The sequence below is a fragment of the Neisseria mucosa genome (genome assembly GCF_003044445.1).
GTDB classification, from domain to species: domain Bacteria; phylum Pseudomonadota; class Gammaproteobacteria; order Burkholderiales; family Neisseriaceae; genus Neisseria; species Neisseria mucosa_A.
Genome location: NZ_POWX01000017.1, coordinates 37,476 through 54,743, shown reverse-complemented (window position 1 = coordinate 54,743; position 17,268 = coordinate 37,476). Strand labels below are relative to the sequence as shown.

The window sequence follows — 17,268 nt, the reverse complement described above, 5'->3', positions numbered from 1 at the left end:
TCCGGGGAGGATTAAGGGGATATTTGGGTAAAATCAGGAGGTATTGGGGGGGAAAAATAGCCGAAAACCTGTGTTTGGGTTCCGGCTGTCAGCGAAAAGGTGAAGAGAGGTATTTTGCAAAGGTCTCGGGCGGTGTGGTCAATATTGTAACCAAAGGCATCAGCGACGAAATTGCCGGAAGCGTGGGCATTTATGCAGACCATCCGCAAAGCGACAAAGAAGGGGCAACCCGCCGTGCAAATTTCGTGCTTTCCGCACCTTTGGTTAAAGACACTTTGGGTTTCCGCGTTTATGGCAATCTAAACAAAACCCAAGCCGATGCATTCGATATTAATGACAGCGTGAAAAGTTCGCGTACTGCATTGAGCGCGGGACGGGAAGGTGTACGTAACAAAGACATTGCAGGCCGTCTGCAATGGAATATCACCCCGAATCAAAAACTGATTTTAGATACCTCATACAGCCGTCAGGGAAATATTTATAACGGCGATACACAAAGCAGCAACGTGTTGGTTGCAGCCATACAACCAATTGCACAACAACTGATAGGCAGGGAGACCGCCAGACTATACCGCCAAAATTATACTTTAACCCACAAAGGCAAATGGGGTTGGGGTCATACCGAAACCTATATCGGTTATGACAAAACTGTGAACAGCCGCCTGCCCGAAGCACTTTTAGGCAGTACAGAAGGCGCATACAACACCACCGAAGGTTTTACCGACAGCATATTGAAAAACCACCGCTTCGGCAGCCGTGCGGACTTCTCCGTAAACAACCATACTGTAACCGTCGGTGCGGAAGCCAGCCGTGCCAAATTGGATGACACGGCTTCCATGACCGCAAATATGCGTACTTACGGCGTTATCCCATGGCTGGCCAATTCAGGCCGCAGCGGAAAAGGCGCGCAAACCGAATATGCCTTGTATGTTGAAGACAATATCGCTTTAAACGGCGGTAAAACGTTCCTGACGCCTGCATTGCGCTGGGATAAACACAGCGTGTCCGGCTCTGCATGGACACCATCGCTCAACTTCTCCCACGCCTTTAATCAGGCATGGAAAATCAAAGGAGGCATTGCGCGCGCCTATAAAGCACCCAACCTCTATCAAAGCCAGCCCAACTATCTGCTGATTAACGCCAGTAACGGCTGTCCGATAGACGCTCAAAACCACTGGAACAATCCCAATGCTTTAATCCACGACGGCGGTAACGGCTCCCGTACCAATCCTTACACCAACAACAGCACACAAGGTTTTGATTGGGGGCGTGCCTGCTATTTCCTCGGCAACAAGAATATCAAGCCCGAAACCAGTTTGAACAAAGAAATCGGCTTCGAATTCTCTCAAAACGGGTATCTGGCTTCCTTGGCTTATTTCCACAATGACTACCACAACCGCATTGTGGACAACGGTCAATTTATCGAAACCGTCAACGGCAATTACGACCGCGAAATCCGCATCGACAACACACCTGACGGCCGGCCCATTTATCGGAATTACAAAGGCACCAACGTCTACCGTTGGGGTAACGGGGCGCGCGGCATCATTTCCGGCTTGGAAGGCAATTTAACCCTTCCTTTGATCGGCAAACGTCTAACAATGACTACCAATTTCACTTATATGCACAAAAATGAAGACCGTGCCACGAAAAACCCTGTTTCCATCGTACCCAAATACACGATTAACAACACTTTGAACTGGAGGATCAATGACTCATGGGATGTAAATGCCTCCTACACACGATACGGCCGTCAAGTTACCCGAAAATATCCCAACCGTTTTATGGACGTCATCTACAACAGCGGCGAAAATATTGTAAAACAATATGAATTAGGCAGCTATGGTATATTCGGGCTGAATGCCGGCTACAACTGGCAAGACAAAATCACTGTACGCGCCGGTGTAAACAACCTGTTTAATAAGAAAATCCTGCGTACTGCCGGCACTGCCAGGACCTATAACGAACGCGGTCGTTCTTATTACCTGAGCGCACGCTACTCATTTTAAATAATGATGTCAAAAAGGTCGTCTGAAAGCACAACATCCGTGCTTTCAAAACGGCTGTTTCCCTTTCCCAACCCTATAGGAAAATCACAATGTATCGGAATCTGAAAAAAATACTGGCAGGCACACTGCTTTCCGCCTTTATCCTGACTCCTGCCCCCCTATACGCGCGTCCGGTTCAAGACATTAACGGTAAAAAAGTCGAACTGGCTGAACAGGTAAACCGCATTGCCGATTTATGGCATGCAAACAATCAGGTCGTACTGCTTTTGGGCGGCGGTAACAAATTGGTCGCCACCACCGACGTTATCCGCAACAATCCCTGGTTTGCCGAAATTTTCCCCAAAATTAAAACTGTTCCCGCCCTGACTAACGGACAAAGCGTTCAAATGGAAGCCCTTTTGGCGACACGTCCCGATGCCGTGCTGGTATCTAATCCAGCCATGCAACAGCAGGTGGAAAAAGCCGGTATGAAAGCGGTATTGGTCAGCTTCCAAGATTTTAACGGTTTGAAGAAAACCGTCCGTATTACCGCCTCCGTCATTGGCGGCACCGCGCCTAAAATTGCCGAAAACTATATTAGTGAATTAGACGGTAATATTAATTTTGTCAACAGCCGGGTTAAAAACATACCTGAAAACCGCCGCCCAACAGTCTTGCACATCACCGGCAGCACCAACCTGACTGAGATAGACGGCGGGAAATCAATGATTGGCGAATGGATACGCCTGGCAGGCGGACGCAGCGTTCTTGCAGGAACAGGGAACAAAGCCATTGTCAGCTTGGAAGAAATCATCAAAGCCGATCCCGAAATCATCATTGTCGGCAGCGGGCGCACCAGCGGCAGCAAAGGCATAGAGAAGATTAAGAAAAATCCTGCATGGCAAAGTATGCGCGCCGTTAAAAACGGCCGTCTGTATGCCAATCCGTCAGGTACATTCCCATGGGACAGATACAGCACCGAAGAAGCACTGCAAATTTTGTGGGCAGCGAAACTGTTCCATCCCGAACAATTCAAAGACCTCGATATGGTGGCCAAAACCCAGGCATTCTATAAAAAATATTACAACTACAACCTTAGTCGTGCCAACGCGGAACGAATGTTGGCCGGATTGCCGCCTGTAGGCAAATAAAATAGCCAGGCCGTCTGAAACCGAATTTTTATTTTGTTTTCAGACGGCCTGATTCTTTTCCTCAAAATTTTTTATTTCATTACAAAATCTCAAACAACCTTGCCAGCAAAACATCCTGCAGCACCAGGCGCGTTTCGGGTTGTAGCAGCAGCCGTGCGAGCGATAAATCAAGTTCCACACCTGAAACGGTTTGGCGCAGGCTGGATAAAGCCTTCATGCGGTTTTTTTGTTCGAATGCATCCTCCATACCAGGTTTGACACAAAAATACCAAAATGGCTCGGTCCTCATGTGGTAGAGCGGCATGCCGAAATTTTCTTGGTGGTATGCGTTTGCCACCCACCGCCGCCATTGCTGCCTGAATATTGCCTGCCATTCTTCCAAAAGCGTATCCGAAAAATCAATTTTTTCTGTGTGCAGGCTGCCTGATTCATACAGCAGGCATAAACTGTATAGAAGGATGAATTTATGCGGGGCACGGTTGTTTACTTGTGTAAAACTTGTATGCAGGCTGCGGAATTGTTCCGCATATTTTAATAATGCTGCCAAATCGTTCATACCGCTTCCTCCTGCAAACTTTGCAATACCTCCTCCGGTTGCCAATTCAATGCACGGCAATAATCAATAAACTCAAAGATATCCAGCCGCCTGTCCCCGGTTTCCACCTTTCCCACGAACGAATGCACCACATTCATCCGTTCCGCCAATGCGCGCTGCGACAACCCCAAATCCAATCTTCTGCGGATAAGGAGTTGTCGCAAATAGGTGTGTTCGGCAGAGTGTACCGACAAACGAATATTTCTCATGCGCTCCAATTTTAGGTACAATCACGCATGCACCTGTTTTAGGTGCAAATGAGAAATATGTATAAAAATGACCGTAATACCCATACACCCTGCCAACCCGTTCGACGCTATACGCCAAAACATCGCTGAAGAATATTTGAGCGAAACGCAGCACTACCCTTGGATTGTTACCTTTTCAGGCGGCAAGGACAGCACCCTTGTCGCCCATTTGGTGTTTGACATGCTGCTTTCGCTGCCGCCGATGCTGCGGACGCGGCAGGTGTTCTTCGTTTCCAACGACACGCTGGTGGAAAGCCCGCTGGTAGTGAAACACATGCGCCAATCTTTGGCAGAAATTCTGCGTGCCGCCGAAATTTTCAGGCTGCCCGTCAGCGGCGAAATCACCGTGCCGAAATTGCAGGACACCTTTTGGACGCTACTCATCGGCAAAGGCTACCCCACGCCCAACCGCTCAATGCGCTGGTGCACCGACCGCCTGAAAATCCAGCCTACTAGCGGCTACATCCTGCAAAAAGTAAACGAAAACGGCAAAGCCATCATTGTACTGGGCGTGCGCAAAGACGAATCTGCCACCCGCAAAGCAAGTATCGAAAGCCACCAAAACTTGGAAAACAGCAATCTGACCCCGCACAGTGATCTGAAAAACGCGTTGGTGTACCGACCGATTTCCGATTTGAGTACCGACGACGTGTGGGAATTCCTTGCTGCCAACGACCCGCCCTGGGGAGGCACACACAGCGATTTAATCAAGCTCTACCGCGAAGCCGCTGGCGGCGAATGCCCGATTGTGCTGTCGCAGGAAGAAGCCCCCGGTTGCGGCACCAACTCCAGCCGTTTCGGCTGTTGGACGTGTACGGTGGTCAATAAAGATAGAAGCCTGCAAGGATTTGTGGACGCGGGGAAAACCGAATTTGTACCGTTAATTGAATACCGCGACTGGTTAGTGGATATCCGCAACAAACCCGAATACCGCCAGGCCGAACGACGCAACGGAAAACTCACGTTTAAAGGTGGCAAACACATCCCCGGCCCGTTCACCATAACGGCACGGCAGGAAATGCTGGTAAAACTGCTGGAAGTGCAGGCCGCTTTCGGCGAAGAACTGATTTCACAGGACGAAATCGACCTAATCAAGCAGATTTGGACGGAAGACCTGATTAACACTTACTCAAGGAATAAAAATGAAGACGGAAACACGGGAACAGGTGGCTGATTTGCTGCTGTGGAGCGATGAAAACGCCAGAAACCTGATGGAGAAAATTGCTGCCGAACATGGTGTATCGCCAGATGTACTGGCCGACTTGGCTGCATGGGAGCGCGAGCAACAGGAACGGATCCGCAAACGCGGCATGACCGAAGCATTCGATGAAGTTTTTGAAAATAGGAAATATTGGGGCTGAATATGTGGATACATTCAATTAAGCTGCTTAATTTCAAATCCTACCAAGAAGCGGCCTTTTCCTTTCCCGAACCGAAAAACGGGCAGAATATTGTTTTAATCGGTGCGATGAACGGGCACGGTAAAACCACTTTGTTGGAAGCGGTTTACCTATGCCTGTATGACGCGGATGCGGTCAGCCATTTGCAGCGGGCAGGCTTGAACAGCAAAGATGTCAATTACCCGAATTTCCTGCAGGCCGCGCTACACCACAAAGCTGCGCCGCAATACGGCCGATACCGCATCGAGTTGGAAATCGAAATCCGCCAACGGCGGCAGGGTAAGATTTGCGGCCTGAAAATCCGCCGGAAATGGCATTTCAACGAGAAAAGGCAGTTTGAACGCGAAAGCACCGAAACGCGGGCAGATGTGCTGGTTAACGACCGCTACCAGCCTGTCAATTTAGCCGAATTAGACAAATATCTCAGCACTTACGCCCTGCCGTTCGATTATGCGCCGTTTTTCTTTTTTGACGGCGAAAAAATCGTGCAGGCTGCCGAACGCAGCGGCACGGGTATGTGGCTCAACACGGCCCTGAAAGGCCTGCTGGGCGTAACCCTGCTGACGCGGCTTGCGGCTAGCCTTGGCGATTACCGCAGACGCTGCATTTCCGAAAATGCAGGTCAAAAAATGCAGGAAGATTTGGAAAGAGCCGAAAACGCTTTGGCATCTGCCCAAGCCCAATACGATGTGTTTCGTGAGGAGTGGGAAAAAATGCAACAGGAATGGGCGTATTGGGATGCGGAAAGAAGCAGGCTGCAACAGCAGCTAGGTGGTGGTAGCGACATTCGGACTTCGCAGGATTTGCTGATGCAGCGTGAACGGCTGGAAAAGGAAATGGACGATTTCAATGCGAAGGTCAAAGCGGCGGTTAAAGCCATGCCGCTGGCCTTCCTGCCTTCAGACGGCCTGAACGAGCTAAAAATCAAACTCGAACGCGAAGCCAACCGCCTGCACCACGAAGCCGGTAGGGAGCAGATTGCGGGACGGGTAAACGATTTTTGGAGTGCGTTTGTCGGAAGCTGCAAGGTCAAAGAAGTATTAGGGCGTTCGGCTTGCGCCATTTTGGAAGACCCACTGATGAAGGAAGCGGTGGCCGAATGCTGGAACGAATTATTTTACCCGCTGCCTGAAAATTGCGCCGAAACTATCGAGCACAACTATCTCTCGAAAAACGCTCACGCCGAAATCCAAAATGAAATCAACCGCCTACAGGCTATACCACAAGGAAGGATAGGTAGCTTGCTGGCCGATATCGAACAGCGGCGGCGTGAACAAAAACAAATCTTGGAAGAATTGGAGCTGCTCAAAGGCAGCAACAAAGACGAATTGGTGGAACAGCTCAAACAGGCGAACGAGCAGGCCGATAGGTTTAAAGAACGTTCGGGCAGCCTGAAAAGCAACGTATTGGCAAAAGAAAAAGAATGCCAGCGCAGGAAGGATGAAGTCAGCAAACTGCAAGACAAAATCAGCGACAGCAACCCGCTGATGTTGAAGTCGCGCCGTGCAGGGCAGGTGGAAAAAGTCATTGCCGCATTGACCGATGCACTAATGCGGCAGAAGGCGGGGGAAATCGGTGAAACCGCCACCCGCATCAATCGTGCCATTGCACACGATGACCGCATTCACAAAATCAGCATCGAAGCCGACGGTAGAATGGGGCTTTACGGCCATGACGGCAGGGAAGCACAGGTCGATTTGTCGGCCGGACAAATGCAGATCCTGATTATGTCACTGGTATCGGCATTGGCGGAAGTTACCCGCTATCCCTCCCCCTTCGTCATCGATACCCCGCTGGCACGTTTGGATGAGGGCCACCGAGAAGGTTTGTTTAAGCATTGGAGTGGGCTAGAACAGCAGGTGATTTTGCTGTCGCAGGATACCGAAATTACCGCAGAAGTGTACCACAGGCTCGCACCGCACATCGGTCGCACATATCTGGTAGAAGCTGAATCGTTGGACAGCGCGGGGGCATGTTCACGTGTAACTGCCGATGTTTATTTCGAATAATGAAAGGAACAATACATGTATCTGCTGTCAGACAACCGCCGGTGGGACTCCGACTATTTCCATACCTTGATTAGCGACAAACATATTATTTCTAGCAATGAAGCCAAAGCCATACGCGAAAAACTCACCCACGCGGGTGCGCTGCCGCATCTGGACAACAACTACGACTGGGCGACACTCTGTATCGGCTATTGCTTTGCCAAAGGCTGGGCGCAGCGGCCGGAAAAATTGACTGCTGCTCCCGATACCAAAGGCATCGATATACCGTCTTTCCAAACCTGCTTTCAAGACCATTCGCGGCTGTGGCTTGCCCTACTGAGCGAGACCCTGTTCCACATCAGGCAGGGTAAACCGGCGGGAAAAGATGATTTGTACAAACTGATTGCTGACCTGTGGCATACTGGTGCGCTTGGTTTGCATGCGTTTTGGGAACGTTGCAGACAATTCAAACCTGATGACGATTTGGCGCAACGGCAGGCCTTTTTGAACGAATTGGCCGAATTGGCAGTTAAAAACAGCAGCGGACGGCAAAATGCAGGAGAGATTTCTAGTTCAAGCGAATTTCCCGCAGAAAATGTCGGAACACTCGATGCAGCCTGCACCAAACTCAAAACCGCACTGGACAAAACAGTCGGCAAAGGCGGTACGATACAGCCCGAATACGGCGGCGTGCGCTACGACTGTCTGCGTGTGCAGTTCGACCGCTATGTGGATTTGGAAAAATACCACAGCCAAATTTGCTCCGAATTGGGCATCGGCGATAACGAAATGCGCTGCGGGCGCATACGCGGTGAAGCCAACACTTGGCACATCAATATCCTGCGTCCGCAAGATACTTGGCGACAATATGGACAAAGTGAGTTTCAGACGGCCTTACAGCAATACCGCGCATCGGCACGGCAGTTCAGATTGCCCGTGTGTATCGGCTTGGACGAACGCGGCGAACCCGTGTTTCAAGATTTTGCCACTGCACCGCATGTGATGGTAGGCGGGGAAACGGGGGCTGGGAAATCGGTACTGGTGCGCTCAATGCTGGCTTCCCTGTTCGAACTCGCTCCTCAGAATGAAACGGAAATCGTCGTGTGTTATTGCAAAGTTTCTGCGGATTTCGCCGCCTTCAAAGACCGTCCGAATTTATGGCAGGGGCGCATAGTCAGCGATGCGGAAGAAGCTGCTGAAATATTGTCGTCTTTTGCTGACGAGATGGATAAACGATACCGCCTGATGGACGAATACGCTGCGAAGGATATGGCAGAAGTCCCACAGCACGCCCGTCCAAAATATGTTGTTATCGTGATTGACGAACTGGCCGACCTTATCGATGTCAGCAGTGACGCAGAAGGGCATTTGGTACGGCTGGCACAAAAAGCGCGCTCCGCAGGAATGTATCTGTTATTGGCAACGCAACGCCCCGATGCGAAAACACTCAGCGGCCGCCTACGTGACAACCTGCCGACCAAAATTGCGTTGAAAACAGGCAAACGCCAGTCTTCCGAGATTATCTTGGGTGAGCGCGGTGCTGAAAACCTGACTGCCAAAGGCGATCATTTGGTCAAATGGAACAATGAAGCAGCACGTTTTCTGCACGGGTATAATGTATAATTTGTTCAACCATCCTTTGCATAGTCTAACAGGCCGTCTGAAAACTTTGAACTGCACCCCAAAAGTTGCCCCCCCAACTCACAAGGTACAGTTTTTTTATAACCAGAGACCTTTGCAAAAATAGTCTGAGACCTTTGCAAAATTCCCCTAAATTCCCACCAAGACATTTAGGGGATTTCTCATGAGCACCTTCTTTCAGCAAACCGCACAAGCCATGATTGCCAAACACATCGACCGAGACCTTTGCAATAACATAGGTTACTAAAATTTTATGCTCAATCTCATTTTTAAAATGCAAAACTTTTCTGATTTTTCCTACTTTTTGCTCAATATTAGGAAGGTTTTAGGCAATTGAAAATTTTTTTGCGCATTTTTATGCGTCAAATTTCATTAACAGACTATTTTTGCAAAGATCTCCGACCGCTTCCCACTGTTGAAGTTGGATCAAGTGATTGATTAGCAACCGATCGAACAGTACCTGAATCGTCAAAGAACCCGCTACCTTAGAGACCATCGCGGCCGTCCCGCCTATCCCCTGCTGTCCATGTTCAAAGCCGTCCTGCTCGGACAATGGCACAGCCTCTCCGATCCCGAACTCGAACACAGCCTCATTACCCGCATCGATTTCAACCTGTTTTGCCGTTTTGACGAACTGAGCATCCCCGATTACAGCACCTTGTGCCGCTACCGTAACTGGCTGGCTCAAGACGACACCCTGTCCGAATTGCTGGAACTGATTAACCGCCAACTGACTGAAAAAGGCCTAAAAGTAGAGAAAGCATCCGCCGCCGTCATTGACGCCACCATTATTCAAACCGCCGGCAGCAAACAGCGTCAGGTCATAGAAGTCGATGAAGAAGGACAAGTCAGCGGCCAAACCACACCGAGTAAAGATAAAGATGCCCGTTGGACAAAGAAAAACGGCCTCTACAAACTCAGTTACAAACAACATACCCGTACCGATGAGGAAGGTTATATCGAGAAACTGCACATCACTCCCGCCAATACCCATGAGTGCAACCACCTGTCGCCTTTGTTGGAAGGTCTGACCGAAGATATAGTGGATTAAATTTAAATCAGGACAAGGCGACGAAGCCGCAGACAGTAGAGATAGTACGGCAAGGCGAAGCAACGCCGTACTGGTTTAAAGTTAATACACTATACGACCGTCTATGCCGATAAAGGCTACGACAGTGCGGAAAACCGGCAACATCTGAAAGAGCATCGGTTGCTGGATGGCATTATGCGCAAAGCCCACCGCAACCGTCCGCTGACGGAAGCACAAACCAAACGTAACCGGTATTTATCGAAAACCCGTTATGTGGTCGAACAAAGCTTTGGTACGCTGCACCGTAAATTCCGCTATGCCCGGGCAGCCTATTTCGGGCTGATTAAAGTGAGTGCGCAAAGCCATCTGAAGGCGGTGTGTTTGAACCTGTTGAAAGCGGCTAACAGGCTAAGTGTGCCTGTTACCGCCTAAAAGGCGGCCCGGATGCCTGATTATGGGGCGTCCGGGGAGGATTAAGGGGTATTTGGGTAGAATTAGGAGTGATTGGGGGAGGGAAAGAGCCGAAAACCTGTGTTTGGGTTTCGGCTGTCGGGGGAAGGGCTTTTTTGCACAGGTCTCCGCAAGAGGCTTATTGCCACTTTTTCTCTGGTTGGGCTGGAAAACCTGCTCATGCTGATATATCCCGTGTTTGGCGGCTGGGCGATTAATGCAGTCATTGAAGGCAATGTCTGGCAAGCCATGCTCTACGGCTTGGTGGTTTTGCTGATGTGGCTTGTCGGCGCGACACGTCGTGTCGCTGATACGCGCACGTTCACGCGGATTTATACCGAAATCGCCGTACCCGTCGTATTGAAACAGCGGCAAAGGGAGGTTCCCCATTCGGCAGTTACCGCGCGTGTCGCCCTATCGCACGAATTTGTCAGTTTCTTTGAAGAACATTTGCCGATTGCCGCCACATCGTTGGTGTCGATATTCGGTGCCTGCATCATGCTTTTGGGTTTGGAGTTTTGGGTCGGCGTATTGGCGGTGGGCATACTCGCCCTGTTTCTATGGCTATTGCCGCGTTTTGCTGCCATCAGCGAAAACCTGTATTTCTGCCTGAATAACTGTTTGGAGCGCGACAACCATTTCATTAAAAAAGGCAATGAACGGCAGCTGTATCAGCATTATGGTTTGGTCGCCCGCCTGCGCGTGCTGATTTCTAACCGGGAAGCATCCGGCTATCTTTGCATCGGTGTGGCAATGAGTATTTTGTTTGGTTTCGCCTTCGTACACATGACACTCAAAGGCTTTGGCAATGCAGGACATATTTATTCGGTCAGTACTTATCTGTGGATGTTCGCTATGAGTCTGGACGACGTACCGCGATTGGTCGAACAATATTCCAACCTGAAAGACATCGGTCAAAGGGTGGAATTGTCTGAAAAAGGGCTGGCATAGGCAGAGGTCGTCTGAAAACATTTTCAGACGACCTTTTTTACTTCTCCTGCTTCTTCAACAACAAACACGCCAGAATCAGGCTGGTAGCGGCAAAGGCGGCGATGGCGGCGTATTCGTGCAGCAGGTCGGCGGTGTGCAGCCCTTTGGTGAAGCTGCCGACGCTGACGGTGTAGTACCACGACGACGGGAAGGTTTTGCCGATAACCAATGCGCCGCCTTCCATGGTGGACAACGGGTAGAGAAAGCCGGAATAGGTTTGCGCGGGAATCATGGTGATGATGGCGGTGGCGAAGATGGCGGCGAGCTGGGAGCGCACAAAGCAGGAAATCAAAAGCCCCAGCGCGGTGCTGGCGGACACCATCAAGAGCGTGCCGACGGCAAGTCCGGCAAACGAGCCTTTGAGCGGCACGCCGAACAGGTAAATAATCATCAGCATCATGGCGGCGAAATTGACCATGCCGACGGCGATATAGGGAAGCTGTTTGCCGATCAGATATTGCGCCACGGCGGCGGGCGATGCGTAGAAATTGGCGATGGAACCGATTTCGCGTTCGCGCACCACGCCGACCGCCGACATCATGGCGGGTATCATCATCAGCACCAGCATCATCACGCCCGGGGCGATGGCGTTGATGCTGTCGAAATCCTGATTGTACATAAAGCGCGGTTCGATGCCGGAGGGGGCTTTGAGCGAAACGGGCAGCCCGCTTTCGGCGATGCGGTCTTTGGTGTAGGCGGTGATCAGGCTGCCGATGTAGCCGCGGATGTTGGTGGCGTTAAACGGCATGGAGCCGTCCACATAAAATCCGACTTCGGGTTTGAGTCCGCGCGCCAAATCGCGCCCGAAACCGCTCGGAATATCGATAACCAATATGGCGCCGGAGCTTTTGAGCACAGTGTCGATTTCGGCTTCGGACTGTATCGGCGGCTGTTGGAGGAAGTAGCGCGAACCGTCGAAATATTCGACCAGCTCGCGGCTGGCGGCGGTTTGGTCGCGGTCGTAAACGGCGAATTTCAGATTCCGCACGTCAAACGAAATCCCCCACGATACCGACGCCATGATAATCAGCGGGCCAAACACGGCGAAAAACAGGCGGATTTTGTCGCGCAAAAGCTCTTTGGCTTCGCGGCGGGCGAAAGTCCAAATCATGGAGAAGCGGTATTTGAAGCTTTGGGTGTCAGGCGTTGCCGACGGATTTTCAGACGACCTCGGATGGTGTTTTTCAGGGTCGTCTGAAAACTCAACCGCCGTAGGTTGGGTCGAGACCCAACTTGCCGAATCTGAAGGAATCGTTGGGCCTTGACCCAACCTACCCTGTTCGGAATGCACGCCGTCTGCGTTTTGGCGAAACTTGCTTTGTTCACTTTCAGACGACCTTGCGCTTTGTTCATACAGGTCGTCTGAAAAATCAGCCGCCGTAGCCGTAGGTTGAGTCGAGACCCAACCTGTCGAATCCGAAAGCATTGTTGGGTCTTGATCCAACCTACCCTGTTCGGAATACCCGTTATCCGATTCCGCCTCAATCAGATACTGCACAAACGCTTCTTCCAAATCCGGCGCATTCTGTCTTGCCGCCAGTTCGGCGGGCGTGCCCACCGCCAGCACGCGGCCTTTGTGCATAAAGGAAATGCGGTCGCAGCGGGCGGCTTCGTTCATAAAGTGGGTGGAAACGAAAATGGTGATTTTGTCTTCGCGGGAGAGTTTCAGAAGATGCCACCAAAACATATCGCGGGCGGCAGGATCGACCCCCGAAGTCGGTTCGTCCAAAATCAATACTTCGGGGTGGTGCAGACAGGCGGCGGCAAGTTGCAGGCGTTGGCGGATGCCCAGCGGCAACGATGCGGGCGCGGTGTCGGCAACGTCCGCCAAATCAAACTGTTGCAGGGCTTCTTCCACCGCCGCCGCGCCTTTAGCACCCATCTGGTAGAGTCTGGCGTGCAAATCCAGATTGCGGCGCACGCTCAGTTCTTCATACAGCGAAAACGCCTGCGACATATAGCCGACGCGCATTTTCGTGTCCAAGCCGCCCGCGTCTATCGGCTTGCCCAACAGCGTGGCGTCGCCTTCGGTCGCCTCCAATAAACCAGTCAGCATTTTCATGGTGGTGGACTTGCCGCAGCCGTTGCTGCCGAGAAAGCCGAAAATCTCGCCTTTTTGAATGGTAAAGCTGACATGGTCCACAGCGGTGAAATCGCCGAAACGCTTGGTCAGCCCATGCGCTTCCATCGCGGGCGGCGCATCGGGATCGAGGACAAACGGCGTAATGTCCAAACCGCCCGAACCCTGCTGTTTCTCCGGTGGCAGCATTTTGACGTAGGCATCTTCCAACACGTCGGTGCCGTAATCCGCCAGCACGTCGGCGGTGGGCTTGTTTTCCAGCAGCCTGCCCGCGTCCATCGCCAGCAGCCGCTCGAAACGCTGTGCCTCTTCAATATAGGCGGTCGCCACAATCACGGTCATGCCCGCATGTTCCCGCCGCAAATCGTCCACCAACGCCCAAAACTGGCGGCGCGACAAAGGGTCCACGCCCGTGGTCGGCTCGTCCAAAATCAGCAAATCCGGGCTGTGCACCAGCGCGCAGCACAAACTCAGCTTCTGCTTCATCCCGCCCGATAGCTTGCCCGCCGCTCGGTCTGCAAACGGCGCAAGGCGGGTCGCCTCCATCAGCCGCGTAATCTGCCGCGTGCGTTCCCGCCCGTCCAAACCAAACAGCCGCGCGTGGAAATCGATATTCTCATACACCGACAAGGTAGGATACAGGTTGCGCCCCAAACCCTGCGGCATAAAAGCGATGCGGTGCGACAAATCCCGCCGCACGTCCTTGTCCGCCATATCGCCGCCCAACACTTCCACCCGCCCGTCCTGAATCACCTTCACACCCGCCATCAGCGAGAGCAGCGTCGATTTGCCCACACCGTCCGGCCCGATCAAACCGACCGTCGCGCCTTTCGGAATGTCCAGCGACACATCGTCAAGCGCAAGGGTCTTGCCGTAACGGTGGGAAAGGTTTTGGATGGAAACGGTGTTCATGATGCAGCCTTTTTTGCAGAAAACGGGATTTCAGACGACCTGTTCGTAACGGCTGATTTCTATCGGGCTTACGGCTTGAAAGCTATGCCAACGCTTCACCCACAAGCGTGTATCCGCTTCATCAGTTATCTCCTCAAGGTCGTCTGAAAAAGTGGATAACAGCCTGATCAAAGAAATTGAATATGCCCGAAAATTTCCCTATACCGTGAAACATAATGAAAGGATACAACGAACAAAGGTCATCTGAAAACCGTATCCATAGGTTTTCAGACGACCTTTTCTTTATGCCCTGTCTTACAAATGCGGGTTCATCAGGTTTTCGGGCGACAGGATGCGGTCGAGTTCCGCTTCGCTCAAGAGGCCGCGTTCGAGTACGACTTCGCGCACGCCTTTGCCGGTTTGGGCGCAGATTTTGCCGACCAAATCGCCGTTGCCATGTCCGATATACGGGTTCAGATAAGTAACCAGACCGATGGAGTTGAACACATAGCGTTCGCATATTTCACGGTTGACGGTGATGCCTTTGACACATTTGTCGGCAAGGTTTACCGCTGCATTGCCCAAGAGGGAGATGGTTTCAAACATACATTGTGCGATGACCGGTTCCATCACGTTTAATTGCAACTGCCCCGCTTCGGCGGCGAAGGTGATGGTGGTGTCGTTGCCGATGACTTTGAAGCAGACTTGGTTCACCACTTCGGGAATCACGGGATTGACTTTGGCGGGCATGATCGACGAGCCTGCCTGCATTTCCGGCAGGTTAATCTCTTTCAAACCGGCGCGCGGGCCGGACGACAAGAGGCGCAAGTCGTTACAGATTTTTGATAATTTCACTGCCGTGCGCTTCAATGCGCCGTGTACCATCACATACGCGCCGCAATCTGAAGTCGCTTCAATCAGGTTTTCGGTCAGTTTGCATTCCAAGCCGCTGACTTCGGACAATTTTTTTACTGCCAAAGCCGCGTAGCCTTTCGGCGTGTTCACACCCGTGCCGATGGCGGTTGCGCCTAAGTTGACTTCCAAAAGCAGGGCACGCGTGCGGTTCAGATTCACAATCTCTTCTTCCAGCAACACTTGGAAAGACTGAAACTCCTGTCCCGCCGTCATCGGCACGGCATCTTGAAGCTGGGTGCGTCCCATTTTCAAAACATCTTTAAACTCATCGGCTTTGGCGGCAAATGCATCTTTCAGCAACGCCAGTTTTTCCAGCAATCCGCCGACACTGTAATACACCGCCAGCCTAAAGCCGGTCGGATAGGCGTCGTTGGTGGATTGGCTGGCGTTCACATGATCCATCGGATTGACGATGTCGTAGCGGCCTTTTTCGTAGCCCAACACCTCCAAAGCAAGGTTGGCGATGACTTCATTAGTATTCATGTTGACCGAAGTCCCCGCGCCGCCCTGATACACGTCGGACGGGAATTGGTCGAAGCAGCGGCCTTTGAGCAACACTTCGTCGCAAGCCTTCTCAATGGCGGCAGCGATTTCGGGTTTTACCGCGCCCAGTTCGCCGTTTGCCTGCGCGGTCGCTTTTTTCACCATCACCATGCTGCGGACAAACTGCGGCACGTCGGAAATTTTTTGATTTGAAATTTTAAAGTTTTCCACCGCACGCAAAGTATGGATACCCCAATACGCTTCGGCGGGGATTTCGCGTTCGCCCAGCAAATCGTGTTCGATACGGACAGTCATTTCTCTTACCTTCTCATTCGTTGGTTTATAAAGTAATGTGCATATGCAGGCGGAACATTAGACCGTTTTGCATGGGTTGTCTAGCTGCAAACGCGCCGTTGTTATCAAAGTAGAAAAAACATTCTGTAAGACAAAAGGTCGTCTGAAACCTTTTTCAGACGACCTTTTACATGCTTACATCCCGATAAGTCCCCGTATCTGCGGCCAGTAAAATAAACAGGCGATGGCGCAGACGGCGACGCTGATGCCTGCGGCGTTGATGCTGCTGATTTTCTCTTTAAACGCCATTGCACCGACCAGCGTACCCAAGACGATGACGCCGATGTTCATACCTGCAAAGACCAGCGTCGGGTTGTCTTTCATCATTTGGTGGGCAGTGATGTAGGTAACGATGTTGGCGAAATTCAAGCCGCCCAAGACGATGCCTCCGATAATGCCTTCTTTCGTCCATTTGGTCGATTGGGAAAAAAGGTAGCCGAACATCAAAATACCGGCGAGGCTGAAGGCGACCAAGAGGTTGCCTGAAAACGCCGTACCACTTTTGGCAAGCTGTTTGAAGAGGATGTCGATGATGCCGTAGCCCGCCCAAACACCCGCAAGCAGCGTGATTTGCGTACCCAATCCGCCCGATTTCTTGCCGCCGTCGGCTTTCCACAACAGGCAGAACAGAGCCACAAACGCCAAAACGATGCCTATCAGCCTGCCTTCGGTCAACGCTTCGCCAAAAATCACGAACGCGGAAATAATCGGTAATATCAAAGACAAACGCTGCGCCGCATCAGACTTGACGATACCCGCCGCATCGACCGCCTTGCCCATAATCACAAACACCGAAGGCAGCAGCACGCCCAACGCGCCAAACAGCCACCAAGTCGGCAAAAAGGCTTTCGGGTTGCTCAAATCGGGTTTCAACACCCAAGCCGTCAGCGCTACTGCGACGATGTAGTTTACCGCCACCGCCTGCGCGACGTCAATTTTGTTCTTACGCGCCAATTTGAGCAATACCGACACAGACACGCTGCACAGTATGCTTGCCAATAAATAAATCATGTTTTTCCTTTGATTGAGTGTGTCGGATGCGAGGACAAATTTTCAGACGACTT

Annotated in this window: 12 protein-coding genes and 1 pseudogene; 8 read left to right on the top strand and 5 right to left on the bottom strand. The window is 51.5% G+C overall.

Annotation, left to right across the window (positions count from 1 at the left end):
- The first annotated feature begins 134 nt into the window (after nucleotides 1-134).
- Nucleotides 135-2,009, top strand: coding sequence for a TonB-dependent receptor domain-containing protein (locus tag DBY90_RS09815; RefSeq protein ID WP_199904709.1), 1,875 nt, complete (start codon nucleotides 135-137; stop codon nucleotides 2,007-2,009).
- 89 nt (nucleotides 2,010-2,098) lie between these two features.
- A complete protein-coding gene (locus tag DBY90_RS09810; RefSeq protein WP_070490866.1) occupies nucleotides 2,099-3,139 on the top strand; it encodes an ABC transporter substrate-binding protein in 1,041 nt (346 codons plus the stop codon).
- Nucleotides 3,140-3,218: 79 nt separating this feature from the next.
- Here the strand turns inward: DBY90_RS09810 and DBY90_RS09805 are convergent, their stop codons facing one another.
- Both DBY90_RS09805 and DBY90_RS09800 read right to left on the bottom strand, forming a co-directional pair.
- A complete protein-coding gene (locus tag DBY90_RS09805) occupies nucleotides 3,219-3,695 on the bottom strand; it encodes a hypothetical protein (RefSeq protein WP_070490864.1) in 477 nt (158 codons plus the stop codon).
- Nucleotides 3,692-3,943 (bottom strand): helix-turn-helix domain-containing protein, encoded by a 252-nt coding sequence (locus tag DBY90_RS09800; protein WP_049331660.1) that lies wholly within the window; start codon nucleotides 3,941-3,943, stop codon nucleotides 3,692-3,694. The genes DBY90_RS09805 and DBY90_RS09800 overlap by 4 nt, the downstream gene beginning before the upstream one ends.
- A gap of 67 nt (nucleotides 3,944-4,010) precedes the next feature.
- On the opposite strand from DBY90_RS09800, the gene dndC reads away from it, so the two are divergent.
- The 6 genes and pseudogenes from dndC (at nucleotide 4,011) to DBY90_RS09765 (ending at nucleotide 11,442) form a co-directional block, all read left to right on the top strand.
- Nucleotides 4,011-5,156 carry a DNA phosphorothioation system sulfurtransferase DndC gene (gene dndC / locus DBY90_RS09795; protein WP_070490862.1) on the top strand — a complete coding sequence of 382 codons (1,146 nt, stop codon included), beginning with the start codon at nucleotides 4,011-4,013 and terminating at the stop codon, nucleotides 5,154-5,156.
- Nucleotides 5,125-5,343 carry a DNA modification system-associated small protein gene (locus DBY90_RS09790; protein WP_070490860.1) on the top strand — a complete coding sequence of 73 codons (219 nt, stop codon included), beginning with the start codon at nucleotides 5,125-5,127 and terminating at the stop codon, nucleotides 5,341-5,343. Before dndC ends, DBY90_RS09790 begins: the two co-directional genes overlap by 32 nt.
- A gap of 2 nt (nucleotides 5,344-5,345) precedes the next feature.
- Entirely contained in the window at nucleotides 5,346-7,391 is a 2,046-nt protein-coding gene (gene dndD / locus DBY90_RS09785; RefSeq protein ID WP_070490858.1) for a DNA sulfur modification protein DndD, read from the top strand.
- Nucleotides 7,392-7,406: 15 nt separating this feature from the next.
- Entirely contained in the window at nucleotides 7,407-8,993 is a 1,587-nt protein-coding gene (locus tag DBY90_RS09780; protein ID WP_070490855.1) for an FtsK/SpoIIIE domain-containing protein, read from the top strand.
- A 400-nt stretch (nucleotides 8,994-9,393) separates the two neighbouring features.
- Nucleotides 9,394-10,473: pseudogene (locus DBY90_RS09770) on the top strand (IS5 family transposase).
- Between the two features lie 114 nt (nucleotides 10,474-10,587).
- A complete protein-coding gene (locus DBY90_RS09765) occupies nucleotides 10,588-11,442 on the top strand; it encodes an ABC transporter six-transmembrane domain-containing protein (RefSeq protein ID WP_070492511.1) in 855 nt (284 codons plus the stop codon).
- Nucleotides 11,443-11,479: 37 nt separating this feature from the next.
- Here the strand turns inward: DBY90_RS09765 and DBY90_RS09760 are convergent, their stop codons facing one another.
- The 3 genes from DBY90_RS09760 to DBY90_RS09750 form a co-directional block, all read right to left on the bottom strand.
- The gene (locus DBY90_RS09760; RefSeq protein WP_070492497.1) at nucleotides 11,480-14,473 is read right to left on the bottom strand and encodes an ABC transporter ATP-binding protein/permease; all 2,994 of its coding nucleotides are present in this window, start codon (nucleotides 14,471-14,473) and stop codon (nucleotides 11,480-11,482) included.
- A gap of 294 nt (nucleotides 14,474-14,767) precedes the next feature.
- The gene (aspA, locus tag DBY90_RS09755) at nucleotides 14,768-16,165 is read right to left on the bottom strand and encodes an aspartate ammonia-lyase (RefSeq protein WP_070492498.1); all 1,398 of its coding nucleotides are present in this window, start codon (nucleotides 16,163-16,165) and stop codon (nucleotides 14,768-14,770) included.
- Between the two features lie 174 nt (nucleotides 16,166-16,339).
- Nucleotides 16,340-17,215, bottom strand: coding sequence for a DMT family transporter (locus DBY90_RS09750; protein WP_070492499.1), 876 nt, complete (start codon nucleotides 17,213-17,215; stop codon nucleotides 16,340-16,342).
- Nucleotides 17,216-17,268 lie beyond the last annotated feature (53 nt).

Coding starts and splice junctions, on each gene's coding strand:
- DBY90_RS09810 (WP_070490866.1), top strand. CDS start 2,099: ATGTATCGGAATCTGAAAAAAATACTGGCAGGCACACTGCTTTCCGCC.
- DBY90_RS09805 (WP_070490864.1), bottom strand. CDS start 3,695: ATGAACGATTTGGCAGCATTATTAAAATATGCGGAACAATTCCGCAGC.
- DBY90_RS09800 (WP_049331660.1), bottom strand. CDS start 3,943: ATGAGAAATATTCGTTTGTCGGTACACTCTGCCGAACACACCTATTTG.
- dndC (WP_070490862.1), top strand. CDS start 4,011: ATGACCGTAATACCCATACACCCTGCCAACCCGTTCGACGCTATACGC.
- DBY90_RS09790 (WP_070490860.1), top strand. CDS start 5,125: ATGAAGACGGAAACACGGGAACAGGTGGCTGATTTGCTGCTGTGGAGC.
- dndD (WP_070490858.1), top strand. CDS start 5,346: ATGTGGATACATTCAATTAAGCTGCTTAATTTCAAATCCTACCAAGAA.
- DBY90_RS09780 (WP_070490855.1), top strand. CDS start 7,407: ATGTATCTGCTGTCAGACAACCGCCGGTGGGACTCCGACTATTTCCAT.
- DBY90_RS09760 (WP_070492497.1), bottom strand. CDS start 14,473: ATGAACACCGTTTCCATCCAAAACCTTTCCCACCGTTACGGCAAGACC.
- aspA (WP_070492498.1), bottom strand. CDS start 16,165: ATGACTGTCCGTATCGAACACGATTTGCTGGGCGAACGCGAAATCCCC.
- DBY90_RS09750 (WP_070492499.1), bottom strand. CDS start 17,215: ATGATTTATTTATTGGCAAGCATACTGTGCAGCGTGTCTGTGTCGGTA.